The organism is Streptococcus sp. DTU_2020_1000888_1_SI_GRL_NUU_041A, assembly GCF_032387735.1.
Taxonomy (GTDB): Bacteria; Bacillota; Bacilli; order Lactobacillales; family Streptococcaceae; genus Streptococcus; species Streptococcus sanguinis.
On sequence record NZ_CP135591.1, the window covers coordinates 2,422,639 to 2,447,375 of the forward strand.

Annotated in this window: 24 protein-coding genes; 3 read left to right on the top strand and 21 right to left on the bottom strand. The window is 42.9% G+C overall.

What is annotated here, in order from left to right; translation table 11 throughout:
• Positions 1-2 precede the first annotated feature (2 nt).
• The 6 genes from essB to hisS form a co-directional block, all read right to left on the bottom strand.
• Entirely contained in the window at positions 3-1,262 is a 1,260-nt protein-coding gene (essB, locus tag RSK81_RS12045) for a type VII secretion protein EssB (RefSeq protein ID WP_072074831.1), read from the bottom strand.
• Between the two features lies 1 nt (position 1,263).
• Positions 1,264-1,503: an EsaB/YukD family protein gene (locus RSK81_RS12050; protein WP_002894139.1), complete on the bottom strand. Its 240-nt coding sequence runs from the start codon at positions 1,501-1,503 to the stop codon at positions 1,264-1,266.
• 1 nt (position 1,504) lies between these two features.
• Positions 1,505-1,963 carry a type VII secretion protein EssA gene (gene essA / locus RSK81_RS12055; protein WP_004190333.1) on the bottom strand — a complete coding sequence of 153 codons (459 nt, stop codon included), beginning with the start codon at positions 1,961-1,963 and terminating at the stop codon, positions 1,505-1,507.
• Between the two features lie 6 nt (positions 1,964-1,969).
• Complete coding sequence (gene esaA, locus RSK81_RS12060; protein ID WP_004190335.1) at positions 1,970-4,870, bottom strand: type VII secretion protein EsaA; 2,901 nt, start codon at positions 4,868-4,870, stop codon at positions 1,970-1,972.
• A 234-nt stretch (positions 4,871-5,104) separates the two neighbouring features.
• On the bottom strand, positions 5,105-5,392 hold the full coding sequence (locus RSK81_RS12065) for a WXG100 family type VII secretion target (protein WP_023917057.1): 288 nt from the start codon (positions 5,390-5,392) through the stop codon (positions 5,105-5,107).
• 167 nt (positions 5,393-5,559) lie between these two features.
• Positions 5,560-6,840, bottom strand: a complete 1,281-nt coding sequence (gene hisS, locus RSK81_RS12070) for a histidine--tRNA ligase (RefSeq protein ID WP_004190338.1) — start codon at positions 6,838-6,840, stop codon at positions 5,560-5,562.
• A 181-nt stretch (positions 6,841-7,021) separates the two neighbouring features.
• Between hisS and RSK81_RS12075 the strand changes: the two genes are divergently transcribed.
• Complete coding sequence (locus RSK81_RS12075; protein WP_002899327.1) at positions 7,022-7,363, top strand: metal-sulfur cluster assembly factor; 342 nt, start codon at positions 7,022-7,024, stop codon at positions 7,361-7,363.
• A gap of 82 nt (positions 7,364-7,445) precedes the next feature.
• On the opposite strand, the gene ilvD is transcribed toward RSK81_RS12075, so the two are convergent.
• On the bottom strand, positions 7,446-9,149 hold the full coding sequence (gene ilvD / locus RSK81_RS12080; RefSeq protein WP_032907459.1) for a dihydroxy-acid dehydratase: 1,704 nt from the start codon (positions 9,147-9,149) through the stop codon (positions 7,446-7,448).
• Between the two features lie 288 nt (positions 9,150-9,437).
• On the opposite strand from ilvD, the gene rpmF reads away from it, so the two are divergent.
• Positions 9,438-9,620, top strand: coding sequence for a 50S ribosomal protein L32 (rpmF, locus tag RSK81_RS12085; RefSeq protein WP_002894148.1), 183 nt, complete (start codon positions 9,438-9,440; stop codon positions 9,618-9,620).
• Positions 9,621-9,635: 15 nt separating this feature from the next.
• Positions 9,636-9,785: a 50S ribosomal protein L33 gene (gene rpmG / locus RSK81_RS12090; RefSeq protein ID WP_001265622.1), complete on the top strand. Its 150-nt coding sequence runs from the start codon at positions 9,636-9,638 to the stop codon at positions 9,783-9,785.
• A 103-nt stretch (positions 9,786-9,888) separates the two neighbouring features.
• Here rpmG and RSK81_RS12095 read toward each other — a convergent pair whose 3' ends face one another.
• The 14 genes from RSK81_RS12095 to RSK81_RS12160 all read right to left on the bottom strand — a co-directional run bounded on the left by RSK81_RS12095 (position 9,889) and on the right by RSK81_RS12160 (position 24,736).
• Entirely contained in the window at positions 9,889-10,113 is a 225-nt protein-coding gene (locus RSK81_RS12095) for a helix-turn-helix transcriptional regulator (RefSeq protein WP_002928410.1), read from the bottom strand.
• Positions 10,114-10,115: 2 nt separating this feature from the next.
• A complete protein-coding gene (locus RSK81_RS12100) occupies positions 10,116-10,676 on the bottom strand; it encodes a DUF3796 domain-containing protein (protein ID WP_315686948.1) in 561 nt (186 codons plus the stop codon).
• 231 nt (positions 10,677-10,907) lie between these two features.
• The gene (locus RSK81_RS12105) at positions 10,908-11,942 is read right to left on the bottom strand and encodes a SepM family pheromone-processing serine protease (protein WP_002928415.1); all 1,035 of its coding nucleotides are present in this window, start codon (positions 11,940-11,942) and stop codon (positions 10,908-10,910) included.
• A gap of 51 nt (positions 11,943-11,993) precedes the next feature.
• Complete coding sequence (locus RSK81_RS12110) at positions 11,994-12,884, bottom strand: hypothetical protein (protein WP_002928417.1); 891 nt, start codon at positions 12,882-12,884, stop codon at positions 11,994-11,996.
• 48 nt (positions 12,885-12,932) lie between these two features.
• Entirely contained in the window at positions 12,933-13,847 is a 915-nt protein-coding gene (locus tag RSK81_RS12115; RefSeq protein WP_002928420.1) for a hypothetical protein, read from the bottom strand.
• A gap of 160 nt (positions 13,848-14,007) precedes the next feature.
• The gene (locus tag RSK81_RS12120; RefSeq protein ID WP_002899346.1) at positions 14,008-14,607 is read right to left on the bottom strand and encodes a glucosaminidase domain-containing protein; all 600 of its coding nucleotides are present in this window, start codon (positions 14,605-14,607) and stop codon (positions 14,008-14,010) included.
• Positions 14,608-14,642: 35 nt separating this feature from the next.
• A complete protein-coding gene (locus RSK81_RS12125) occupies positions 14,643-15,455 on the bottom strand; it encodes a prepilin peptidase (protein ID WP_315686950.1) in 813 nt (270 codons plus the stop codon).
• On the bottom strand, positions 15,452-16,516 hold the full coding sequence (locus RSK81_RS12130; protein ID WP_315686952.1) for a hypothetical protein: 1,065 nt from the start codon (positions 16,514-16,516) through the stop codon (positions 15,452-15,454). Before RSK81_RS12130 ends, RSK81_RS12125 begins: the two co-directional genes overlap by 4 nt.
• Before the next feature lie 7 nt (positions 16,517-16,523).
• Complete coding sequence (locus RSK81_RS12135) at positions 16,524-17,612, bottom strand: hypothetical protein (RefSeq protein WP_002928435.1); 1,089 nt, start codon at positions 17,610-17,612, stop codon at positions 16,524-16,526.
• 55 nt (positions 17,613-17,667) lie between these two features.
• Complete coding sequence (locus RSK81_RS12140; RefSeq protein ID WP_315686953.1) at positions 17,668-19,404, bottom strand: MFS transporter; 1,737 nt, start codon at positions 19,402-19,404, stop codon at positions 17,668-17,670.
• A gap of 264 nt (positions 19,405-19,668) precedes the next feature.
• Positions 19,669-21,255 (bottom strand): hypothetical protein, encoded by a 1,587-nt coding sequence (locus RSK81_RS12145; protein ID WP_002894176.1) that lies wholly within the window; start codon positions 21,253-21,255, stop codon positions 19,669-19,671.
• Positions 21,239-21,820: a PilN domain-containing protein gene (locus tag RSK81_RS12150; protein ID WP_002922896.1), complete on the bottom strand. Its 582-nt coding sequence runs from the start codon at positions 21,818-21,820 to the stop codon at positions 21,239-21,241. Before RSK81_RS12150 ends, RSK81_RS12145 begins: the two co-directional genes overlap by 17 nt.
• Positions 21,820-23,232 (bottom strand): pilus assembly protein PilM, encoded by a 1,413-nt coding sequence (pilM, locus tag RSK81_RS12155; protein WP_002928443.1) that lies wholly within the window; start codon positions 23,230-23,232, stop codon positions 21,820-21,822. Before pilM ends, RSK81_RS12150 begins: the two co-directional genes overlap by 1 nt.
• 40 nt (positions 23,233-23,272) lie before the next feature.
• Positions 23,273-24,736 (bottom strand): type II secretion system protein, encoded by a 1,464-nt coding sequence (locus RSK81_RS12160; RefSeq protein WP_125402634.1) that lies wholly within the window; start codon positions 24,734-24,736, stop codon positions 23,273-23,275.
• Between the last annotated feature and the right edge of the window lies 1 nt (position 24,737).

Here is a 24,737-nt window from a genome sequence, read left to right on the forward strand (position 1 = left end):
ACTTACTCCTTCGCGCTACTGCTAGATGACGCTTCACTGCTGGAGGAAGAACTTGCTCCTGAAGAACCTTCCTCGCCAGAAGCGCTTGAGCTAGAATCACCAGTCAAAAGCTCCTTGCGGCTATCCCAGTATTTCTTATACTCGCCTTCCAAGGACTCAAGCTTAGTCTCCCGATCCTTACCAGACAAACTATCATCCTCACGCACCTTTTTCATCTCCTGCGTCAAGGCATAGATAATCAAATCTGAGTCATTAATCCGTTTGGCTGTGTCTAAAGCATCTTCAAAATCATTACGTCCAACTTGAATCCAGTAATTGAGATACAAATCATCTGATTTAAGTGTGACATTGTTCAGGATGACCTTGCGCTGATCATCGGAAAATTCCAGCCCCTGGATATAAGAATAGGCGAGTTCATATTTCTGTGTATTCGGCAGACTCTTAGGAGAGATTCCCTCCAGCTCATCGATGACCTTGCTGTAGTCCACTTTGATAAAGGCAGTATCCGCCTGTAACAGCTTTTCCTTAAAAGGATTTTGTATGAAAATCAGGTAAATCAAAGGAATGGTCAAAATCACAACAGCTGCTGTCAGCCAGATGGTTGCCAGTTTGAAAATCTTATGCTGGCGCTTGGAGACCAGTGTCTGCTTCTCTGCTTCTTCTGCAGCCTTTTCCTGATAGGATTTCTCCAAAACAGCAACCGCATCTTCCAGACTGTCAGCCTCACGCAGTTCCACTAAGAAATCTGGCAGAGTTTCTAGCTCTAGCGAGCCCTTGTAAAGCTCCATAAAGTCCAGATCTGCAAAGAGCGTCACCGCAAAGCACTTAGCCTGACGCAAAAAGTCCTCCCGAGAAATAGACTGAGGTGTCATGATACCCGGAACTCCGCGATAAGCAATCTTCGCCTGCGCATCCTTGGTAATAAAGAGATTGCTAGGATGCAGCAAAAAAGTAACCGGCAATTCCAGCGCCGCCTCTAGGGCAAACACATTGAGAGCCAGACGAATCCGCTCAGAAATCGTACGCTTTTCAATCTCTTCCTTGGACAGCCCCAAAGGCTCAATCTGATAGGTGAAATAGACACTATCATGGTCAGCCTTAGTCTCCTGTTCCAAGAAAAGCGGATGGTGCAGGTCCAAAAGCAAGAGCTCTCGCAAATCCTGCGTTGCCACATCCGAACGCTTCAGTGTTAGGCTCCAATTCTTGTCATTTTTTTCATAGATAAACTCTTGTTCAGCAAATACAAATTTTTCCTCAGTCACCTTAAATCTCCTCAATTTCTACTAAATCTCCCGTTGTGACTGGATAATCAGCCAAAACCTTGCCCTCATCCAGTATCAACCCCTTGTTAATAATCCGCAGCTGATACTTATGGCGCTTTCCTTCAATATTGAAAATCTGATCAATCTCCCGAATGAAGCGACGGACCTCAATCCGCTTAGGAATGCGAATATCCACGTCCTTATCCCGCAAACGGAGGGTGATGTTGATATGTCCTTCCATTTTATACTTCTCCCTTACTGATACGATAGCTGACAAAGACAGTCATACTGACCAAGAGTATGGCTGCTACAAAGTAGACTACTCCTGGCAGAAAATCATCCCAGCTGCTTTCTTCATCGCTTTTCAAACTCGTCTGCAGCTTGGACAATTTTTCCGTTCCCGGCTGAAAAAGCTCCTTGGAATGGTAAATATCCGTCGGCCCCTGTATAGCAGAAAACAGTTGTCCCGCTTCTGTGGCCAACTGTTTATTTTGATACTGCTTCATTTCCTGAATTTTTTCCTGATTCTCAGCAACGAAAAGAGACTTGGTGCCTTCCGATTGTGCACCAAAGTTCAGTTCTTGCTCTTTTTCAATCCGCGAATTATCTATCTGCAGACGATTATCCTTTAGCTCATCTGCGGCAACAGCCGTCACCGCAAACGAACCTAGGAGTAGGAATAAAAACAGAATTCTTTTCATACTCTTTTAAACTTCCTCAGTTTTTAATGTTCTAGTCTTGATAAAGATATTAGCTGCAACTAGCAGAGCCAGCAAGACAATCAGACCAAAGATGGCAAAGAAGCCAGCGGTCTTGCCGTCAAAGTAACCTGACAGCATGCCTTCTAGCACAGACAAGGCATTCAAGCTCTTGATAAAGGCTGGGAAGCCAGTCAAGCTTGCTGTCGTACCAATAGCATTAGATAGATAAACAAAGCTGACAATCATGAAGAAGGCCAAGCCCATGCCCATCACGCGCAGATGCTTGAGGAACAAATACTGCCCCTGAATCAAGACAAAGCTAGCAACCACAATCAACAAGACCCAAGATGGAACATATTCCTTGCCGATGTGAAGCTGCATGCTGGAGACAATCCCAATAACTAGCCCAATCGTCAGAGACAGGAAGCCTAGGATGCCCACAGTCGTAATATCTGTATCTTGTAGTTTATTAAGCTTAAAGCGGTCTTTAACCTTGCGCACAATATTTTGCGTTGCAAAGAGATAAGCCGTAAAGAGACTGACAATCTCCAGCAAGAGAATCCAAGTAAATGGACGGTAAACATTGACAGTCGCTTTGACAGATGAAGAAGATTGAGCAACTGGATTAGATAGGAAGTCCAGTAACACTTCATTAGGAACCCCGTTCTCATAGGCATTATTAAGAACCTTGACAAAGGACTCCACAAAGTTGCCATTATCTTCCAATTCCTTATTGAATTGCCCCATCAAGCTTTCAGCATTCGCAGACAGTTTCTCTGTCGTTCCTTGCGCATTTTCCAGCTCACGATTGAAACTGCTGAAGATCTGGTTGACACTATCAGCTGCCTGCACATTGGTCTGTGAAGAGGACTTAACACCAGAAGTCGAAGACAACAAGGATGAGAATTCTGAATTCAGAGATGACAAATCGGTGTCTGTTTTAGCCAATGCATCTGTAGAAGAAGCCTGAGCTTTTGAAATATCTGACATTCTAGTTTGTAGATTTTCATAAAGATTGAGCTGCTCACCAATCTCTGCTGCGAGTTTAGCGTTCGTTCCTTTGACGTCTTCAATCTTGTTTTTCAAGTTACTAATCGTTTCATCTAAAGTTTCTTTAACCCCTTGACTCTTACCATCGTTACTTTTAGACAAGCTGTTTTGATAACTATCTAGATTCGAATTAATAGCATTTATCAAAAGGGTAGATAAAGATTCGGACATATCTTTATTTTTCAACTCATCAAAAGAATTATAAACTTGGATTAAAGACATAACGTGTTGATAGGCAGAAGAAATCTCCTGTACTTTAGCTCCATATGCCGCTGCCGCTTTTTGTGCATCCTCTACATTCACCGGCGCACTTGCAACCTTAATACCATTCAGAGAAATATCAATTGAGCTGTCAACTGAAGTGGCTGCAGCATCACTAGCTACACTGAACTGCACATTAAAATTAGCGCCTTCAGCCAAATTAATTTCTTGCCCATTTGTTACTGTTTCGCCATTGTATGTAATAGTTTTAATTGTTACACCTGTTGGTGGAGTGACTGACAAAGTAGCCTTTCCAACCTGGCTATTAACTGGGCCGGCTGTAGAGCTAGCCGCTTTCTCTGCAGCTGCTGCCAAATTGTCTAACTCAGCACTTCCATTTCCTTGTGGTGTTCCAAATTGCGAAATGGTTGAATAGTCAAGAGCAGGAACAGGCAATCCAAATTTCACCTCTGTTGGTTGAGAAGCTGGCAAAGCTTTTACTGCTTCAGCTATTTGTGCCTTCAAAGAAGCATCGTAGCTTGTTATAGCATCTCCTAACACTGCGCTAAGAGTAATAGGCTTGCCTTCTTCAACACCATAGTAAGTTCTTAATTTATTATCAACAAAGTCCTTAATCTGCTGTTTATGGACATCTAATTGACCACGTTCAGTTTCCAAAGCAGTTTCCAAATCCTGTAATTGCTGACTGACATTATCAACATCCACATCTTTCACATCATCTGTTGGGCCAAGCTGTTTAGTGAAATCTTTTTGTGTTTCTTCTAACTTAGCGTAGAGTTTTTGAGTATCATCATGGACAACTTTTTCGTCCATTTCCATCAGTTGCTTCATAAATGCGGCATAGTTGACTTGGTCATCCGCTCGCTGTTTGAGAAGACTATCAAAATTCTTGCCATAAGTGGCCTGAGAGTTATCCAAGTCATCAAAAGCCTTAGCATAAGTTTCCAGAGTCGTCTTCAGAGAGTTATTGGCTTCAACAGATGAAGCAGACATACTGACTAATGTTGGGAAGATATTCTTAGAGCCAATGGCAGACTCCAACAAGTTGGTTCGATAATTGCCAATATTGGTAATTTGCACCTCTGAACTAGCCTGCACATTTTGCTGAGCTGTGTACAGATTGCTCAAGATGCTTGCCATATACATATCAACCAACTGGCTATTTAGATCTGCGATAATATCCTTAGCCAGACTGTTGGCCTCATTTTCAATCTGCTGATTTCCTGCAGCGTTAACTTTATAAGTGACGATTGTCCGATCTGCACTGATAGCATTGACATCTAGCACTTTTTCCGAAAAGTCACTTGGAATCGTCACGACCAGTTGGTATTTCCCATTTTCCAGGCCAGCATCTGCAGCTCCACGTGTCACGATGTACCAGTTTTGAGAGTCATCCCGTTCTAGATTTTTGACATAGCTAGCTCCAAGATTATACTCTTTCTTGTCAACCTTAACAGCCCGGTCTTCATTGACGACCGCGACATTCAGTTTAGTCTTTTGATCTGTTTTGATTTTGCTGTCTCTAGCACTGCTTGTATTCTTCTGCACTGCGACATTCAGCGTCACTACTGCAGCCAGCAAGGCGATGACTAAAACAACGTTTCCTATATACTTAAGTAATTTTTTATTTCCCATGGATGTAAATTTCTTTTTCTTTTTAAATTTTTTAGTTTACTGTTACATAAAAAAGCGCACAGAAAGACACAAACAGCTCTAACAGTCTAATTCAGATGTTGATTCAGATTGTCAGAGCTTGCCTTTACATTGCAGTGATTTTCTTATCAAATATGAAAGAAACTGCCTTTTTTTCATTTTAAATCTTTACAAAAATAGGAAGGCTCTTGCCTTCCTAAAGCCGTTATAACAAAATTAGTGAATTTGTGCAGCGATATCTTGGTCAGTTTGCTCAACGATGTCAGCAACTTTAACCAACTGTGCATTGATATCTTGGAGCAATTGTGCAAATTCTTTGATTTTTGGAGACAATTCATTGAATTGTGCTTCAAAGCTATCAAATGCAGAACCATCCCAGTTATCGGCAATAATTGCTTGTTCATTAGTCAATGTAGTCAAAACTTGAGTTACATTTTCAGAACCTTCAGTGTATCTGTTTGCAGATGTACGAAGTTCTTCTGGAGTCAATTTAATTTGTGCCATAGTTGTTTCTCCTTTAGCAAATTTATATAACGAGTACATTATATCAATAATCACTTTATGTTTCAAGTTTTTAAAGATATTTTTTTAGAAAATATATCGACATGTTGTCAACTAAGTTCGTTCAAACCTCTGATACTATAGCGTTTCTGACTGTCAAGTTCAAACCTTTAAAACCCTAATTTCTCAAAAATAAGCTGATAGTTTTCTTGGATTTGGTCTAGGCTAACAGTAATCTCTTCACGATTATGATTGTTCTTAACAGTCACTTGACCGCTTTCCACTTCGCTTTCACCCAAGGTGATAAGAGTTTTAGCTTTAAAGATATCAGCGGATTTGAACTGAGCCTTGAGCTTGCGGTCGAGATAATCCCTCTCTGCCGCAAAGCCCTGTGTACGGAGAGCCTGCACTAACTCCAAAGCTCTGCCATTGGCACCAGGTCCTAGAACCGCTACATAAACATCCAGAGCGGTTTCAATCGGCAGCTCTACTCCTTGCTTGTCAAGTACGAGAAGTAGGCGTTCTAAGCCCATACCAAAGCCAACACCTGGCGTTTCAGGGCCACCAAAGTAAGCCACCAGCCCATCATAACGGCCGCCAGCACAAATAGTCAGCTGACTGCCAGCCACCTCTGTCGTAAACTCGAAAATTGTGTGATTATAGTAGTCCAAGCCACGGACCATGTTGGTATTGATGACATAAGGAATCTGTAAGGTCTCTAGCATGGAGCGAACAGCCGCAAAGTAGGCACTGCTCTCCTCATCTAGATAGTCCAGAATAGACGGTGCACCTTCTACAGCCGCCTTGTCCTCGGGCTCTTTAGAATCCAGCACGCGCAGCGGATTCTCCTCCAAGCGACGTTGGCTATCTGCTGATAGGCTAGCCTTCAATGGGGTCAGATAATCAATCAAGGCCTGACGGTAAGCAGCTCTGCTCTCAGGATTCCCCAGTGAGTTAAGCTCCAAGCTGACATTGGTAATGCCAATATCCTTGAAAAACTGAGCCGCCATGGCAATCATTTCTACATCTGTAGCAGGATTACTAGAGCCAAAACACTCTGCACCAATCTGGTGAAACTCCCGCAGACGTCCAGCCTGAGGCCGCTCATAGCGGAACATAGAGCCCATATAGTAGACTTTAACAGGCTTTTGCACTTCAGGAGCAAAAAGCTTATTCTCTACATAAGAACGCACCACAGGCGCTGTCCCCTCTGGACGCAGCGTGATATGGCGGTCACCCTTGTCATAAAAGTCATACATTTCCTTAGTCACAATGTCTGTCGTATCCCCGACAGAGCGGCTAATGACTTCATAGTGCTCAAAAATTGGCGTACGAATTTCACCGTAATTATATTTTCTAAATGTCTTGCGGGCAAAGTCTTCTACATACTGCCACTTGGCTGATTCTTGAGGAAGAATGTCCTGAGTTCCTTTAGGTTTTTGTAATTTCATCTTCTGACCTCCGCCTTCTTTAGTACTTATATTCTATCATAAGTCCGCCATTTTGAGGAGTCCGAAAGGGATTTTTCATTTGGAAGAACTAAATCCGTTTTCACGTTCCAAAATAGCTTGAAAAAAAGTCTGAATTGTGAGAAAATAAAAACAATTCAACTCAGAATAGAAGGGAATAGCTATGAGAGACGACATCAAAATCAACGACCGAGCAGCTGCCATTCAGGATAAGTTGGTGGAGAAGCTCGAGCGTATTTACGATCCGGATGTAGAGCTGGATGTCTATAACTTAGGGTTGATTTATGAAATTAACTTAGACGAAAACGGCCACTGCAAGGTTGTCATGACCTTTACTGATACGGCCTGTGACTGTGCTGAGAGTCTGCCCATCGCCATTATGGATTCTCTTAAAAAAATCGATGAGATTGAAAGTGCCTCTGTCGAGGTTACTTGGTCTCCTGCTTGGAAAATCACTCGTATCAGCCGTTTCGGTCGCATTGCTCTGGGGATCAGTCCTAGATAAGAAGGTACTTAATTTATCTACATTTAAAATAAAAACACTAAACCCGCTAGAAAAACTAGCGGGTTCTTTTATCATATATAAGCTATTTTTTACCAGTTTCTTCTGGTTTCCAGAAGTCTGTAACAGCACCTTTAGCGGCAGAGGATACCATGTGAGCATATTTACCAAGTACCCCGCGACTATAAAGCGGTGGGATGGTCGTTTCTGCCTTGCGTTTCGCCAACTCTTCGTCAGAGACTGCCATGGAAATTTCCTTGGTATCTTGGTCAACCGTGACCATATCGCCTGTACGAAGATAGGCAATCGGGCCACCATCCTGAGCTTCCGGAGCAATGTGTCCGACAACCAGGCCGTAAGTACCACCTGAGAAGCGACCATCTGTTAGAAGAGCCACCTTGTCTCCTTGCCCCTTCCCTACGATAATAGACGAAAGTGACAGCATCTCTGGCATACCAGGGCCACCCTTTGGTCCAACGTAGCGAACTACAACCACATCGCCATCGACCACTTCATCGGCCAGTACCGCATCAATAGCGGCTTCTTCTGAGTCAAAGACCTTGGCCGGTCCGACGTGACGGCGTACTTTAACACCAGAAACCTTAGCAACAGCGCCGTCTGGAGCTAGATTACCATGCAAGATGATAAGCGGACCGTCTGCACGTTTTGGATTTTCAAGCGGCATAATGACCTTTTGACCTGGTGTCAGATCAGCAAATTCTGCTAGATTCTCTGCCACCGTCTTACCTGTACAAGTGATGCGATCACCATGCAGGAAGCCGTTCGCCAAGAGATATTTCATCACAGCCGGTACTCCACCAACCTCGTAAAGGTCTTGGAAGACATACTGACCGGATGGTTTCAAGTCAGCCAAATGTGGTACCTTCTCTTGAATGACATTAAAGTCATCAAGCGTTAGCTCAACATTGGCCGCATGAGCCATGGCCAGCAAGTGCAGGGTAGCATTGGTAGAACCACCCAGAGCCATAGTCACTGTGATTGCATCTTCAAAGGCTTCACGTGTCAAGATATCAGAAGGCTTCAGCCCCATTTTCAGCATTTTCACAACGGCACGGCCAGCTGCTTCAATATCCTCTTGCTTGTCCTTGGACTCAGCTGGGTGAGAAGAAGATCCTGGCAGACTCATGCCCAGAACTTCAATAGCCGTCGCCATAGTATTGGCCGTGTACATACCGCCACAGCCACCAGGGCCAGGACAGGCATTACACTCAATGCGGCGCACTTCCTCAGCTGTCAAGTCACCATGGTTCCATTTCCCGATTCCTTCAAAGACAGAAACCAAGTCAATGTCCTTACCGTCCAGATTCCCCGGTGCAATCGTTCCGCCGTAGGCAAAGATAGCAGGAATATCCATGTTAGCAATGGCAATCATAGAACCAGGCATGTTCTTGTCACAGCCACCGATAGCAACAAAGGCATCCACGTTGTGACCACCCATCGCAGCCTCAATAGAGTCCGCAATGATATCACGAGATGTCAAAGAGAAGCGCATGCCCGGTGTTCCCATGGCAATCCCGTCCGCAACCGTAATAGTCCCGTACTGAACAGGCCAAGCGCCCTCTGCTTTGATGCCTTCCTTGGCCAGCTTGCCCAAGTCATGCAAATGGATGTTACAAGGTGTATTTTCCGCCCAAGTGGAAATCACCCCAACAATAGGCGTTTCAAAATCTTTATCTGTCATCCCCGTCGCGCGAAGCATGGCACGGTTAGGAGATTTAACCATACTGTCATAAATCTTACTTCTGTGACGAATATCCTTATCTGTCATAGCTTTCCCTTTCATTGCAGTAATCTTTGTGCTTTATTATACCACACTTAGGCTGTATTTTACAGAGGAAAATTTTTAAATTTTCAGAAGATTAGGAAAATATGGAGGCGAATTTGAAACTTTTTCCTCTCAAGCAAAAAGATGACAACTAGAAGCTCAGGTTTTTCTTAAAAAGAAGAAAAAATCTGTCAAGTAACTTTACTTTACAAAAAAGTTTTGTTATACTATTAAAGTTGATGAAAATCATCAAATTGAATCGAATTCACAATCTAAAAGGAGAAACAAACAATGGCAGTACCTGCACGTCGCACTTCCAAAGCGAAGAAAAACAAACGCCGCACTCACTACAAAGTGACAGCTCCAACTGTAACTTTTGATGAAACTACTGGTGATTACTCACGCTCTCACCGTGTATCCCTTAAAGGATACTACAAGGGCCGTAAGATTGCCAAAGCTGCTGCAGCAGAATAATAGAAGGGAGCTACCATGCGCGTAAATATCACACTTGAACACAAAGAATCTGGTGAACGCTTGTACCTTACTTCTAAAAACAAACGTAACACGCCAGACCGTCTTCAATTGAAGAAATACTCACCAAAACTTCGCAAGCACGTTGTGTTTACAGAAGTTAAGTAATTTATTTAACAAAAATCCTTTGAAATCAGCATTTCAAAGGATTTTTTCTTTTTGTTTCAAGCCCTAACTGAACAACAAACTTAATACTAGGTCTCGAAAAGAATTACGTCTCCTCTTTCTGTCTGAGTTCAAAGAGGTCTTCTACTTTCAGATTGAAGATTTGAGCAATTTTGAGAGCCATTTCCAGCGAAGGATTGTAGCGGTTATTTTCCAAATGCAGAATTGTCTCGCGCCGCATGCCGATGCGGTCGGCTAGCTCCTGCTGGGTCATACCCATGGATTCGCGAACGGATTTGAGATTAGTGATAATCTTGCTTTCTTTGGCCATGGTTATCCTCTCCGTTCTAAGACAAGATAAACAACTGCAAAGATGCAAATCAAGGCAGCTATGCTAATCAAAATCTGGCCCATGTAAAGAGTGAGAGACCCCATGTATCCAATGATAACTGCTAGGATCATCAGTGCGCCTAGTATAAAGACAAACATCAAGCTAGCTGCCTTAGCTAGATTAGCATAGAAACGTTCATCTGGAGTTTCCTTGACATTTTTCAAAGAGAAAAAACCAAATACAATCACTTCAATAACGAGGCCAACTCCCAAAATCCATTCTTTAATGCCAGATCTTTCGCTTGGGGTCGCAACCCAAATCCCTACTGTATAAAAAATGGTTGCTGCAAACAAAAGCATCGTGTACAGCTTAGCAGACAAGTCAAAAATAGTCTTTCCCTTACCTTTCTGACTCTTATGAGGCCATGGTTTCATGTGTAGCCAGCCCCAAATAGCTACAATCTGACCTATCCCTGACAGACCAATAATAACTAACTTGGGTCCCCAACTAAGATTAGAACCAAATAAAACAGTAAAATCAATAAAGATAGCTGCGGCGATCATCGTAATGAGGCCACCCGTTTTTTGATTTTTTTCATGATAGACTCCTTTCTTTATGTTAGAAATATTTAACACTCTTTATGTTATAAATATATCACACAGCGATTTAGAAATCAAGTATTTATGTGCTAAGGTGTTAATTATTTGAAAAAATTCTATAATAAAAGCCCTTGCCAGATAAATAACCAGCAGGGGCTTGTGTTTCTTTTGATTATTCAAGAGTAGCAGACTCCCTTATTCCATCTCTCTGAGATAGTTCAAAGCTTCGTTGAAAGTTTTGACAGGGACGATTTTCATTTTACTCTTGATTTTAATAGAAGCACGAAGTGCCTCATGGTAGTTAGAGCGCAACTTGGGATTGTACTGGGCAATATCGGCGTCAATGGTATCATCAGGAACAAAGAAAATCTCAGCGCCTGCCTTATCGGCAGCCATGACCTTCATCTCTATCCCGCCAATCCGGCCAACATTTCCCTTGTGGTCAATCGTTCCAGTACCAGCAATAGTTTTTCCTTTGGTAATGTCTTCAGATACGAGCTGGTTGTAAAGCTCCAAACTGAACATGAGTCCACCAGAAGGACCTGCTACACCGTTGCTCTTAAACTCCGTTAGAGGATTCATGGCAACACTGGCTTTAGAACCCAATTCAATTCCCAAACCAGGCTTACCAGTTGTCTCATCCACAATCACAGGACCGCTAGCCAAACCGATTACACCATTACGACTGTACTCAATTGATACCACATCGCCGACTGGCCGCTGTTCCATCTGATCAACGATGTCGTATGGGCTAGTGTAAGTCTGATTGTCAATCTTTAAAATCACATCGCCTTTCTGCAGCTCCTTTGACAGAGGCGTCTCACTGCTGATACCACCTACGTAAATCTCTTTATGTCTAATCTCAACTGTACGACCAGCAGCCTGATAAGCCACCTGCAAGGCATTGAGATGGGAAGATCCCATAGTGCTGTTCTCTCGCTCTTCCCGTCCCTTCTCCTTATCGAAATAGTTTTCAGGAACAGAGACATACTCTGTTTCCAGCCTGTAATTAGGCAGCAGAGTCAAAAAGAGACTGAACACTCGAGCCTTGGAAACACCAACAGCCATGACATAGATTTTACCTTTTCCTTTATCAGTTCCTCCTTGAACTTGGACAAAGTCTTTGGCATTCAAAGCCGGCCTCACGGTCTCTAATTCATAAGGGAGAGGAATAAAGCCAATCCCAGTTAGCACCAAAGCTGTTATTAAGATTCTTGTTACTGATTTCATATCCTTCCTCTTGTTTCTATCAAGTATTGTCTGGTCTTTCTACTTCCTAAATTAATCACCAAAATCCACCACTTCTGCATCATTTTCCATCAGAGTATCAGCAAAAACTGTCCGAACAACCAGAACAAATACACAGTAAAAGCTACTGAAAACCAGAACAGGAATCATCTGGATCAGGCCAAGTAAATCATCCAGTTCACCCAGCAAGGGACCAATATACTGCCTTATCAGATCCATCAGGAGATGAGTACCCAAGCCAATCAACCCACCAAAAGAAGCGAGAAAAAAGCTGAGCAGAACATAACGACCCCTGCGCTCCTTCATCAGTAGGACTGACTTTCTCAAACAGCCATAAAAAGAAAGCGGCTTGGCCAGATTGTCCCTGGAGCTAGTATCCTGAATGATATAAGACAGCAAAAAGAAGTGCGAATCAACCAGATAAGTGAAGAGCAGGTAAAAAACCATGAACAAGAAAGGAAAAAGAAACTGGAAAATTACAATGGCCTCTGGACTTACTGCTCTCCGATAAAAGGCAAAGAGACTAGCCACCCCAAGATTGATGCCGATTGCCGACCAACCCATGTACAGAATCAGAACCTGGACTGCACTGACAATGAAGGAATAAAAGAGGCGAGTAAGCAAGCCATCTGAGATACTGTACCAAATCGCATAGCCAAAATAGAGCTTAACCATCTGCGGATTTCGTATCACTGTCAAGGCAAATTTATTGACGTAAGCAAAACCGAAGGCAATTATAAATGCCAAACAAGTCAAGACTAAAATGGACCGGTAAGACCAACTCGAAACCAGCGGAAAAAGAAACCAGCCCAGCACTGCAAGCGGGATTCCGACCAGCAAAAGGCCTTTCAGCCAGACAAAATAATATTCTGTAACAAAAATCCAAGCTTCTCTGAAAACCCTTGTTACTTTTACATCATTCATCGTTCATTATCCTAAATCCTAAAACCCTTTCTAATTTTTTCATAAATATTAATCTCCAAAATTAACTATTTCCCGATCATAAGACATCAGGATGTCGGCCATAACCGAACGAGCTGCCAAGGCATAAATCAGCAAAAAGCCATTTATCATACTAACAATCATTCCCACAATATTAGACACACCAGCACCAAAAAGCAAACTCAAAACTTCTATTAGACCCAATACTACAGGAATAAGCTTTAAGACAAGCTCTACCAGTAAGTAACGCCCCCTCTGACCATTCATACGAGAAAAGGACTTACCCAAGCTGCCAAAGGCTGACAGAGGACGCAAGAGATTATCAGAGGAGTTGGTATCTTGAATAATATAGGGCAATAAGAAGAAGTGAGAGACGATAAAATAGCTGTAAAACAAATGGAATACCAAGTTAAACATTGGTGCTATCAAAAAAACTAGGAAGAGCATGCTAGCTATCTTCTCTTGGTTATTTGCAACCCAAATCATCCAAGTTCCCATATTCTCTCGAAAATTTGCATCTGGCATCAAGACATTATAGAAGTATACAAAAAGAAGTAACATAGCCAAGAAAAACATGAATACGTAAATAGACACAGAAAGTAAACGCCCAAAAAAGCCATCAGAAATACTGTAGCCAACTGCCCTCCAGAAGTTTCTTCGCACCATCTGCGGATTACGAACCATGGTCAAGGAAAACTTATGGATATAAGCAATTACAAAAGAACATAGAAATCCCAGTAGAATTATTCTTGGAAGAAATGTAGAAGTCAATGGAGAAAAAAATAGAATTAACAGCCCCAGAATAAAAAACGGCAGTTGAATGATAGCAAGCCCTGCTGTCCATACAAAAAAGTAATCAACAGTCAGTCCCCAGGCTTCCTTTAACACATCGCTTACGTCAAACTTTCTCTTCATAAATCCCCTAATTAAATCGTTTTTCGCCATAAAAGACGATGTCGCAGAAGCAATTTTTTTATTTTCTAGTCCCGAAAGGACGATTAGGAGTTTTTAGAGCCCCAGAGAGCAAGAAAAACCCGTCAATCGCCTCACCAAAAGAAATTCTTTCTATAATAAAGCAAGCTGAGACACGATTGTCCCAGCCTCCTTAACCTTTTTTCAAAAAATTTCGAATACGAATCATAATCTTGCTTGACCAAGTTTTGTCAGATGCGTATCTTACATTGATAGCAGCCATGCTCTTACCATTATAGAACTGACCGCCAGGCTTGAGATAGTGCTCGCTGAGATAGCGGGCAACGGTATCTATACCATCGTCAAATGTTGCGAAATTTCCTGCACTGGAAAAAGGACTGGAGTCATAAGCCATGAAACCAAACAGGTTGTGCTTGGCCTGAGCAATCTGACTGCGGCCGTAATCCGATTCGTGAATAGCCAGCCCTACGAGAAAAATTGCATTAACTCCATGATCTTTCTCTGCTTTTTTGAAAGCTTTTCCCAATCCAGCCATCGGTGTGCCAGCCAGACGACTATCAATGAAATCGGCTGACACTGTGCTTGGCACTGTTACATCTTCTGAAAAGACGACTGCTCCTGTTTTCTTGGCCTGAAACTGATCTGACACCTGCACTAAAGACGGATCCAGACTGGCCTTTTCATTTGCCGCTGGGCGGCTGACAGGCAGCACACTGCCTGAAAGGACAGTAGCTGTCGCTAATGCTATGATAACTTTTTTCTTCCTAAACATTTTTTCTATCCATTTCTATTGTCGCTTTTGGTTTCCTAAATTCCTCCCCAGAAATATAGGATGACCGCCATGATACTCATAGCAGGACCAAAAGGGACTTCTTCTTTCAACTTAAATTTGAATTTCTTAAAGATGGTTGCGATTAAGAGAATAGCTCCAGCCACAAAGAAAGAACCATATCCCAAAATCAGCGTATTCAAGGGGCTAAACCAACTGCTCAGGGCAGCTAAGTAGAGAATGTCTCCCATCCCGAAAGCCTCTTTCTTGTAATAAGCCTTGGCCCCAAAATAAATGAGAGAGTAGAGACCAGCGCCGACTAGCAGCGAAAGGAGCAGGTCCCAATTGAACTCATTGGTAAAAAACGTAACAGCCATGCGGCCCAGCCAGAAAACCAGCAGAACCGAGTCCGAGATGTACTGAGTATCAAAATCGATATAACCGATAATGAGACAAAGCGATACCAAAAGACAGGCTGAAACAACCATCCATGGCCCCTGATCTTGAAAGATCAGATAAGAGGCCAACCAGAGCAGACCCGTCAGGAGCTCCACAATGAGATAGCGCGGTGAAATCGGCTCCTTGCAGTGCTTGCATTTAAAGCCCTGCATGATAATCGACACAACCGGAATCAGCTCCACCGAAGTCAAGACATGGCCGCAGGACGGGCACATGGACCGACCTTTGGCAATGCTCTTTTCCAGTGGCACACGGTAGATGACGACATTGAAAAAGCTCCCAAATACGACACCTAATATAAATACTAAACTTGCAATCATAATTTTTCCCTTTTTATACTCTTTGAAAATCTTAGGTGACGATGTCAAACTTCGACTTCCCTTGAGTATCACTTAGATGCCAGAATGATGGATACTTGCCCCTCCTCCAAACTTAATGAAAACACCATATCTGTTTCTGTATTGTTTTGAATGGTCAATTCGGTCAAACCTTCTGCCGGCGTTCCGATGTTGAAATACTGTCCTCGATAGGAAATAACATTGGTCCGTGAAAAGGCGAGCTGCTGAATGGCATCTACAATCTGCTCAGCACCCTGACCGTAAACTTCTTTATTATCCTTGCCCTTGACTGGCAGATAGCCAGATTCTGCATTCAAAGCGCCCAGTAATTCTGAGATAGACTTGGTCTCACCAGGAGCCAAGTAAACATTCTGCAGCTTGTAAAAGGCTGTCTTCATGTTTTGAGCTTGGGCAGCGTTGGTCGGCAGTGGTACTTCCTTACGCTCTATAAAGTGCGTATATTGGCTCAGAAGCTCACTTTGATCTTCTGCTTCGACAGGTATACTCTCAACCTTGACATCATCAAATTTACCAGTCTTGGCAATCTCCTCAGATGCTTGGATAAAAGCAGCAGGGTCAATCTTATAGCCATTAGACTTGTCTCCCACCTTTACGTTAGACTCGCCGTCCATGACCAGATGATTGGTCGTTGGAAGCTGACTGAGAACATCAGGATGGGCAGCCAAGACATCATTTAAAGGTCTGAGCCAAAAGAGTCGATTGGGATAGATGGAAATCTGCAGGTTTTCCTTGGTATCGAAAAACGGTGTAAACTTATCCCAAACTGTCTTGGCTGAGATATTATCCAGCCGCCTGAGCTCTTCTTCTGTGAAATAGCTCAGTCCTAAAAAGCGCATATCTACAGAGAAGTGTTGCCCCGTAGACAGCTGAAAAGTCGCCTTATAGGGCAGTTCTCTGTAAACTTCAATCTCAGCTTCGCTCCGAGAGCGAACCTTCATAGAGGGACGGCCATTGATACTCAGGTCAATCGTTGGATTAAAGACAAAAATGACATAAAATAAACTACCCAGCAGAAAGGCAGCAAGTGTCGCTGCTGGAAGTAGTTTTTGATATTTTGATGAAACCTTTCTTTTTCTTCTTGACATGAATCTCATCCCAACCTTATACTACGCATTCAGCTAAGCGGATAAGGAATTTACGGTCGATACGGCGAAGAAAATCAATGATGTCATCTGAAACAGTATCTCCGGCATTCAGGATAACTCCTCCATCTGCATTAACAAGATCTTTTTGCAGTGTTTTGCCTACCAGAAGACGTTTTTGCCGATCGATAAAGTCGTTAACAGCTTTCTTTGCTCCTGACTCTTCTTCAGCAACTGGCGCTGTGCTGATAGTTGTTTCTACTTCCTCAGCAGGTGCTGCCAATACTTCTTCCAAAGCAGCATCCAGACTCAGCGCTGCATCTGTTTCTTCAACTTCTTCTTCAGCTGGAGCTGTTGTTTCTTGTACCAAGTCTTGGACTTCTGGTTCTTCTGCTGTCTCTACGACTGCTTCAGAAAACTCCAACTCAGGAGCAGCAGATCCCAGACCTACAGCAGCCAAGGCCTCTGTCAAATCTGTCGCAGCTTCTTCTTTCACATCTGCTTTTTCATCTACAACTGGCTCAAATACAGGTGCTTCAGCAACTACTTCCTCAATTTTTTCGGCAGGTTTTGCAGCCTCAGTCTCATGGAGCAAATCTGCTGCAGCCAGACGGCCCATTTCTACATCTGCTTCAAGATGAGGAGCTGTCTTTTTTTCATCATTGAGGATAATGTACTCTTTACCAATCATCAAGATGCGTGATTTAGGAATCTGAATTTCCTCGCTGGCATCTTCAGAATTAACCACCAAGTAGCCAATTTCATTCTTTTCATCAATATGATAGTCAACAACAGTTCCCACCTTGTTTCCATCAATTGTGATAACAATTTCGTCAAAGACACTACCCTGCTTGTCGTTTAAGACCTTCAGATCGGCCTCTTCCAGCTCTTGAAAAACTGAGCTGTTTTCTACCATGACCGCAAAGTCACCGATGCCTTGGATGTTCTTGCTAGACAGCAAGGCAAAAGGCTGTTCAGACTGCTTTGACTTAATGACAAAAGTCAGATTGACCCCCTCGTCAACAAAGACTTCATGGACTTCACCCAGTCCCATCCCTTTTTCAATCTCAATGACAACGGTCCCTGTGATTGTTTTACAACTTTTCATAATTTCCCCTAAAACCCTTCTAATTGATTACAATCAATTGTATGTTTATATAGTATTAATTTTTCACGATTTTGTCCAGCATATTGAACGCTTCTTGACGAAGATTTTGATCTGAGCTGCCTTGGACAATTTCTTTCAGATAGCTCTCAGCTTCTTGAACTGCATTAGAAGCCAATAATTCCTGACTTTCCAGTAGGAGGAATTGGAAATAGACTTCTTTATCTCCCGCAGTTGCTGCTTGTCTTGCTTCTGCTGCTTCCTCAGCCTTGAGGATGTCAGTGATTTTCTGAAGCAAATCTTCTTCTGTTTCATCTACAGCCGGAACGACCGGAGCTGCTTTGGTTTGTGCTTCTTCAGCTTTGAGGATGTCAGCAATTCCCTTGAGCAAGTCTTCTTCTGTTTCATCTGCAACTGCTTTTTGGATAGGCTCAGCCTGTGTCCAAAGAGCGTCTTCAGAAACTGATTGAACAACCGCTGGTTCAGCAGCTTCTTCAAATTCAAACGTTTCTGCAGCAGGTTCGAAGCTGCTTTCTTCCTCCCAAGCCTCTGCCACTTCAGCAGTCAAATCTTCCTCTTCAGATCCCAACAAATCATGCTGAATCTGGCTGAGAATATCTTGATAACCCTGAATATCAGCACGATCACGGCTAACCATAGACTCTTCAGTAGCAGAAAATTCTGGCTCTGCAGCTGCTTGACTGAAGGCGGAATCCATTTTAGCTTGTGGCTCAGTGTCTGAGTCAGCAAAGAAGAGAGATTCTAAGCTGTTTGCTGCTCTCGACTCTTCTGCTCTAACTGGCTTGATATCTCCCGTAGCAGCAAAAACATCTTCTAGGCTGTTGCCTCCTACTTCTTCTGCCACTGGCTGCTGAGCTTGTTCTTGCTCAATGAAGAATTCTTCCTCATCTTGAGAAACAACACCTGTCACCTCAACCGCCTGCGGTCTGAAGTTGCCATAGCTAGACTCCGTATAGGACATCGGTCTAATCTTAGACAGAACAGCAGTCTCAAAGGCTGGATCATCTATATCTGTATAGCCTTGATTGCCGGCTGCATTTGCTTCCGTAGGCTGAATCAGAGAGTTGGCCACCTTAATCTTAGTAGAACCCTTGCGGTGATGAAGCAGGGACTGCAAAAATTCATCATTGGCCTTTTGTGCGCTGTGGTCCATACCCACCATGCCGACCTCAGCTGCCGCTAGCTGACTGTTTGGCTCGTACTCTCCAAATGCAGGAGCTGTAGCCAAGTTATCAACAGGGTAGAGAGGTTTTACTTTCTCAAATCTTGTCATATCCTTTTTGATAGAACGGTCTGCTAGGGTGCGACCAGAAGCAGATACCCTCTGCCTTGCCGGACTTTCCTCAGCCTGAACCCTTTCTTTACTTTCCTTTCTCATCCTACCGGTTGAAGCATTGGATAAGTTCAAATCTCTAGCAGATGACAAGCCTGCGCTCGTCGCTTCCGCTTTCTTGCGTGTGCTCTTGGTATGCTTCTGGCTTCTGCTTCGCGCTGAAGCAGTTGCTCTCTTCTTGACTGGAGCTAGCTCCTGTGAAAAGAGCAGCACCATATAGACTGCCAAGGCCAAAGCACAGAGTCCAACAAAGGCTATGCCGGGAACTTGTTGAAAGAGGAATGGAGCACCAATCGCAAATAGCATGACCCATACTACGAGAAAAAGGCGCTTTATTAATGAAATCCTAGAAACAAATAAAATGCTAATCGTATGCAGCGCTATAAGCCCTGCTCCAAAAGGTAAAAAATATGCCATTTGAATATTTTCGACACCCCCCACTTTCTAAATGATATTAAACTTTTTCAATGCAAAACCAGTCTTGATTTTGTTTTTCCATAAACTCCATTAAAACCCAAAATAGACTCGGGCGTCTATTCTGAGTTTGCTTGTATTATACTTCAAATATCTCTATGTTTTAGTTTACTATAAATGCACCGTGAATACTAGTCTAATAACTTGGTTTTTAGCATTTTTTTAAGAAAAATTTACTCATGCTCTTGAAATTTTAAACCATAGACTTATTTGGTATTTTTTCAAAGTATTTTAGCTGACTACCAAGTTGTTCACAGATAGGTTATCCAGCTTCATAGTCGTTTCAGGGCTTTCTCCGCTTGGAGTTTCAAAGTAGTAACCCACAATAGTCATTGGATAGCTGAATCCTGGAATGTTTTCAGGATCGAAGCTAACTTCGCGCCAGCCAGTCCAGCTGTTTGGACGAATGACATGAAGGTAAATTTTCTGCCCACTGGCATTCTTGACAATCAAGCCAATCTTACCCTGCCATTGATTAGACAGAGATAGAGAGAAGCTGATAGCATCCGGCTTATTGTTCAAGGATACATACGGTGCTGCAAATTCCATTTCATACATAGTAGAAGACTTGGTTGCTGGAATCTTAACCACATTGGAACCTGAACCCTCAAGGAAGTCCGTATTGTCAACCGTCACATCATATTGATTGCTGCCGCCTGACTGAATCAGCTTCAGTGGTGATTCGAAGCGGTAGATAGTTGATGAATTGTAATAAGCTGACAGACCATCGTTCCGACTAGACTGAGTGCTAAGCTGCTCCAGATAAGATGGAGCTAGATTGGTACTGCTGTTAGCATTCGCGCTGCTAGTTGTATTGGTTGTTGCGGCCCCCAAACTGCCCTTATTGCCAGTTGCATCTGTGCCGCCACCAGCTGTCGTTACAGATATAGAACCCGCCTGCCAAGTCGGAATCGCAAATGGAGACTCCCAGTTAGCAAACTGAATCGGTGTCTTATCGACATTGCTCTCTAGAGTCACATAGCGCTCGACATCTTTAACCTGATAGAAACGTAGCTTGATTTTACCGCTGGTTAGATCAGGGTTTTTGTTTTCCTCCGTGCTAGACAGGCTTTTCTTTCCGCCTAATTCCAGCTCGCTGGAAACGATTTTTTGTTGATTGCCATCAATCAATTCCAACAATTTCAGAACCTGTGTATAAGTTCCTTCGAACTCAATGTCCGCTGTCATCTGCGTGATGTTGGTATTATTGGTCGTTCCGTTCCCTGGTGTCGCTGTATTAGCTGCAGTTGTTGTTGCAGTATTCGCATCAGATGAAGAACTGCTGCTAGATGAAGATGAAGACGAGGTACCAGACGAGCTAGAGGTCGTACTGGATGAAGAAGACGTCTCACTCGAGCTTGAACTGCTAGTCGTACCAGAAGAGTTGGAGTTTTGCCCTTTGGACGAAGTCGCAGCCAATCCCTCCTGCTGGAGTTCCAACTCTGTGCTCTCAGTGTAGTTGACAGACTTGAATTTAATACCGCTTTCGTTGACTAGCTTGTCAATCAAGAAGATAAACTCCCCTTGATTGGTCGTACCATAGTATTTCTTAGCCTGATCCAGAGTCTTAGCATTCAATGTTTGGAGCTGTTTGGTAAGAGACTTCCTCTGACTAATCTTGGCATTCTTGCCTTCCAACTCTGTCGAGATAGTTGCATGCTCTTCAGCTAACTGCGCCATCCGTGTATAAGAATTTGTTACCAGATACCCACCACCAGCAAGTACCGCTACTCCTCCAACACAGGCCAACAATTTCTTGTCACGCTCATTTAAATTACTCAGGATTTTTTTCTTTTCTTTCTCATTTTTGCTCTTCATTGAAATCTACATCCTTCGTCAAAATTTTAATGTTAAACTTGTACACTGTATTGTTATCCTTTTCCTCGCGAGTAATGTTGTCCACAAAAATATGGTTAAACTTCTCAGACTTACGAAGCTCTTCCTCAAACTTAGCGATAGAAAGATGCTCTTGAGACGAACCATTGATTTCTACATTGTCGTTATTAATCTTGATATCGTCAAAGACCAAGTTTCTTGTCACATTTTTATTAAGGAAGTCCATAAAGGCTTTGTTTACTCGGTGCAGGCGGCGGAAGTCGCCTTCTAGGCTGGTAAAGAGAAGTTCGTCATTCTTGACCGTAACAATCTTATCTTCAGTCTCAGAGACTGCCTTCAGCTCTTGAGCCATCTCTGGACTCTTGAGTGTCTGCTCCGCTCGGTCAATCTCGCCTTGGAGGTGCATAGCGCTAAACTGGAAGAAACCAATCAGCACAATCATAATCGCTACAATCCCAGCAAAAGCCGAAATAGCAGCAAGTTTCAGTGGACTAGCCTTAGCCGGTGCCACATGATATTTTGAAAAGTAGTTTAAATCTCTCCGCATTAGTTTGCTCTCCTAATCAACATGGCTGTAGCTGGAATGAACTCCGCATTAAACTCGGCAGAACCTTCCCACAGTACATTCTCATAATCTACGTTATCAATTGAGATGAATTCCCGATTCATGCTCTGCTTCAGAATAGCTGCCAACTGCCAGCAAATGTCCTGGTCACCAAAGACGTAGAAGCTGTCAATGTTGAGACCAGTTGACCCGCTAAAGAAGTTTTCAGTATTGAGAATGTGGTTCTTAGCATCAGCCACCCACTCATCCAAGGCCCTCTTCAAGAGACCCGTATCCAGATCATCTGAAGCCACTGCTGGAAGCTTCTGCAATAGACTAGCGTCGTCTGCATAGCTCAGGATGTCCTTGTAGCCACGGTTGAGATAGTTGCTGGTCACAAACTTGCCTTCTGAGTAGAGATAAACACCAATGAAGCTCTTGCTCAGATGTACCATGCCGACATTTTCCTTGGTCAGCTTCTTAGCACGATTGTTAACCGCCTGAACGCGTTCCAGCCATTTTTCAAAGGTATTAGACTGAAGGTCAAAGACATAAGGTGTCAGCTTCAAATTCTCAGCCAAGCCCAGATATTGCTCTACCACGCCTTTTGGCACAGCATAGACCATGAGTGAGCGAGTATCTTCATCAAGCGGAAAAACTGAATTAGACTCCTGCTCTTGGAATTGAATAACATAAGAAGTCGGATCGATATCCAGATATTGCTGGAGCTCGTAAGATACCAAGCCCTCAATATCCTCATCATTCTGCACACTAGCGGCTACATCAACCGAACGGGCGATGATATTGGTATTGCCCAGAGCAAAGAAAGCGTACTTAGCAGTGATTGCATGCTGCTCCATCAGGTCACTGATAATGTTTTTGAGAGTAATCGGGTCGATAATCTCACTATTCAGTACAACACCTTCTGGCAGATTAGCAGATGCCATTTTGATAATCTCCAGCTCATTGCGCTTTTGTCTGGCAACAACCAGATAGACTGATTCATCAGTGAAGTCAATGGCCATCAGATTGCCCTTGATTGGCTTGCCAAACATAGTATAAGGTGCATGCATTCTAGTGACCGGTTGGCTCGCTGCACCACTGCCTTTCTTAGCAAAGAGTGAACGATTTCCAGACTTAGCAGGCATGTCATCACTGCCACTATTCTTAGAAAAGAGCGGCTTGTTGAGCTTGGTTAAGAAGCTCCCTTTTGCTGTTGACTTTTCCTCATCGTCAAAGTCTTCTTGACGATCTGACTTGATCTGAACTCCTTGAATAGATAAGTGTTCTTTATGTTTCCCTTTTGATGAGAAGAGCGGTTTATTTAATTTTCCTAAAAATGAGCCTTTTTTCTCATTGTCTTCTTCGTCCAGAGCTCTTCTGCGCCCCTTGGACGAAAACATATTTTTTGCCATAATCTCCTAATCTCCCTTATTTTTCCTAAAAACTATTTCCCTATTGGCTCGCCTTGTACTTATCGCGGAAGTATTCAGCAAGTTTTTGTATATTGCTGTTATTCAGACTTTCAGTATAAACTGCAAACTCATTAATGTAAGTATTGCCACCAAAGATAATCTGACCACTACTAATATTATGCGTCGTTCTGTTTCTGGTCAGCGAAACTGTTTTATTATAGACTGATTGTCCATTGATAAAAATTTCAATCCCTAAAGAGCCATTCTTCGCAGCACTACGCACTTGTATAGAATTATCATTACTATAGTCTAACTTAACATTTTGTATATATTCCTGACCACCGTTATTAGCTGTAGTTGTATCTACTGTTTTAATAGCAATTCTACCATCGTTTTCCAGATTAATCCCCCAAGTTAGTGTATCATCTAGTTTATAGGTTAGAAGCGGTCCGGTCTGCTGACGATTCCCAATCAATACAGAAGTCGTATAGCCATTGTTAAAGTTATGATTACTAAACTGCATCGTACGACCATCAAGTGCTATTAACTGTCGAGCTTGGTTAATTGCAGGCTCTTTGTAATTCAGAACAGGGATAGTCGCACCATAAACAACATCATTAAAATAATCTCTTACTTCTGTATTAGTATGTGACTGGTTATCAGTTGGTATAAGCGAGGTAGTATTTCCATTCTTAAGCAGAGCCAAGTCAGCATCCGTATGAAGACGCAAGTTTTGTGTAACTGGCAGACCCATAATCCAGATACGGTCAGCTTCCTGATAATTTCCTACCCGTCCATAAGAGTTAATGGCTCGAGCAGCAAAAGTCAGGTACTTCCCTCTCATATCATCTGTAATATGTATCCCGGTTTCTAACTTTGATAATTGTTTAAAATCTGTCGGCATTTCTGGGAAAAGCGTCTGAGATATAGTGCCGTCACCTTTTTGGCCTATCGTTCCCACTGGGACAATGCCAGACACCCCTTGTCCTATAGCACGATCACTTAGAAACCATCCAGATTCTGTGTAAATCCTAGTTTTACTCTTTTTCTTACTATCAGCTATATCTACCTTACCACCAGGAGTCGTTATCCCCATGCCAGCATAATAATACCTTTTCCCACCAGGGATAGTAACCTTCATATCGGGAAGTCCCAGCGGGGTTTCGATTGCATTAGCAGCAAAAAGATGGATTTTTTTGATTCTATCATTATAAGACAGATTTGTACCTTTTACATCGATACTCTGCTTGGTTCCATTACCGATTTGGTAAGTAAAGGTTTCAACATCTGTTCCTGTACCTTCGTGTTTCTTGCTTTCAGCCAGTTGTTTCTCGAAAGACTCCTGAATATCAAAGTTGATAGCATTCTGACCTCGCTGACGGAGAATATTATTAAAACTCCCAGAAAAGAATGTCAAGAACCCTGCGGCAATAACTCCAATCAGAATCAGAGAAACCAAGACTTCGACCAGTGTAATCCCTCTGTGTCTCTTTAATCTTTTCATC

Coding starts and splice junctions, on each gene's coding strand:
- RSK81_RS12050 (WP_002894139.1), bottom strand. CDS start 1,503: ATGGAAGGACATATCAACATCACCCTCCGTTTGCGGGATAAGGACGTG.
- essA (WP_004190333.1), bottom strand. CDS start 1,963: ATGAAAAGAATTCTGTTTTTATTCCTACTCCTAGGTTCGTTTGCGGTG.
- esaA (WP_004190335.1), bottom strand. CDS start 4,870: ATGGGAAATAAAAAATTACTTAAGTATATAGGAAACGTTGTTTTAGTC.
- RSK81_RS12065 (WP_023917057.1), bottom strand. CDS start 5,392: ATGGCACAAATTAAATTGACTCCAGAAGAACTTCGTACATCTGCAAAC.
- hisS (WP_004190338.1), bottom strand. CDS start 6,840: ATGAAATTACAAAAACCTAAAGGAACTCAGGACATTCTTCCTCAAGAA.
- RSK81_RS12075 (WP_002899327.1), top strand. CDS start 7,022: ATGAGAGACGACATCAAAATCAACGACCGAGCAGCTGCCATTCAGGAT.
- ilvD (WP_032907459.1), bottom strand. CDS start 9,149: ATGACAGATAAGGATATTCGTCACAGAAGTAAGATTTATGACAGTATG.
- rpmF (WP_002894148.1), top strand. CDS start 9,438: ATGGCAGTACCTGCACGTCGCACTTCCAAAGCGAAGAAAAACAAACGC.
- rpmG (WP_001265622.1), top strand. CDS start 9,636: ATGCGCGTAAATATCACACTTGAACACAAAGAATCTGGTGAACGCTTG.
- RSK81_RS12095 (WP_002928410.1), bottom strand. CDS start 10,113: ATGGCCAAAGAAAGCAAGATTATCACTAATCTCAAATCCGTTCGCGAA.
- RSK81_RS12100 (WP_315686948.1), bottom strand. CDS start 10,676: ATGATCGCCGCAGCTATCTTTATTGATTTTACTGTTTTATTTGGTTCT.
- RSK81_RS12105 (WP_002928415.1), bottom strand. CDS start 11,942: ATGAAATCAGTAACAAGAATCTTAATAACAGCTTTGGTGCTAACTGGG.
- RSK81_RS12110 (WP_002928417.1), bottom strand. CDS start 12,884: ATGAATGATGTAAAAGTAACAAGGGTTTTCAGAGAAGCTTGGATTTTT.
- RSK81_RS12115 (WP_002928420.1), bottom strand. CDS start 13,847: ATGGCGAAAAACGATTTAATTAGGGGATTTATGAAGAGAAAGTTTGAC.
- RSK81_RS12120 (WP_002899346.1), bottom strand. CDS start 14,607: ATGTTTAGGAAGAAAAAAGTTATCATAGCATTAGCGACAGCTACTGTC.
- RSK81_RS12130 (WP_315686952.1), bottom strand. CDS start 16,516: ATGAGATTCATGTCAAGAAGAAAAAGAAAGGTTTCATCAAAATATCAA.
- RSK81_RS12135 (WP_002928435.1), bottom strand. CDS start 17,612: ATGAAAAGTTGTAAAACAATCACAGGGACCGTTGTCATTGAGATTGAA.
- RSK81_RS12145 (WP_002894176.1), bottom strand. CDS start 21,255: ATGAAGAGCAAAAATGAGAAAGAAAAGAAAAAAATCCTGAGTAATTTA.
- RSK81_RS12150 (WP_002922896.1), bottom strand. CDS start 21,820: ATGCGGAGAGATTTAAACTACTTTTCAAAATATCATGTGGCACCGGCT.
- pilM (WP_002928443.1), bottom strand. CDS start 23,232: ATGGCAAAAAATATGTTTTCGTCCAAGGGGCGCAGAAGAGCTCTGGAC.
- RSK81_RS12160 (WP_125402634.1), bottom strand. CDS start 24,736: ATGAAAAGATTAAAGAGACACAGAGGGATTACACTGGTCGAAGTCTTG.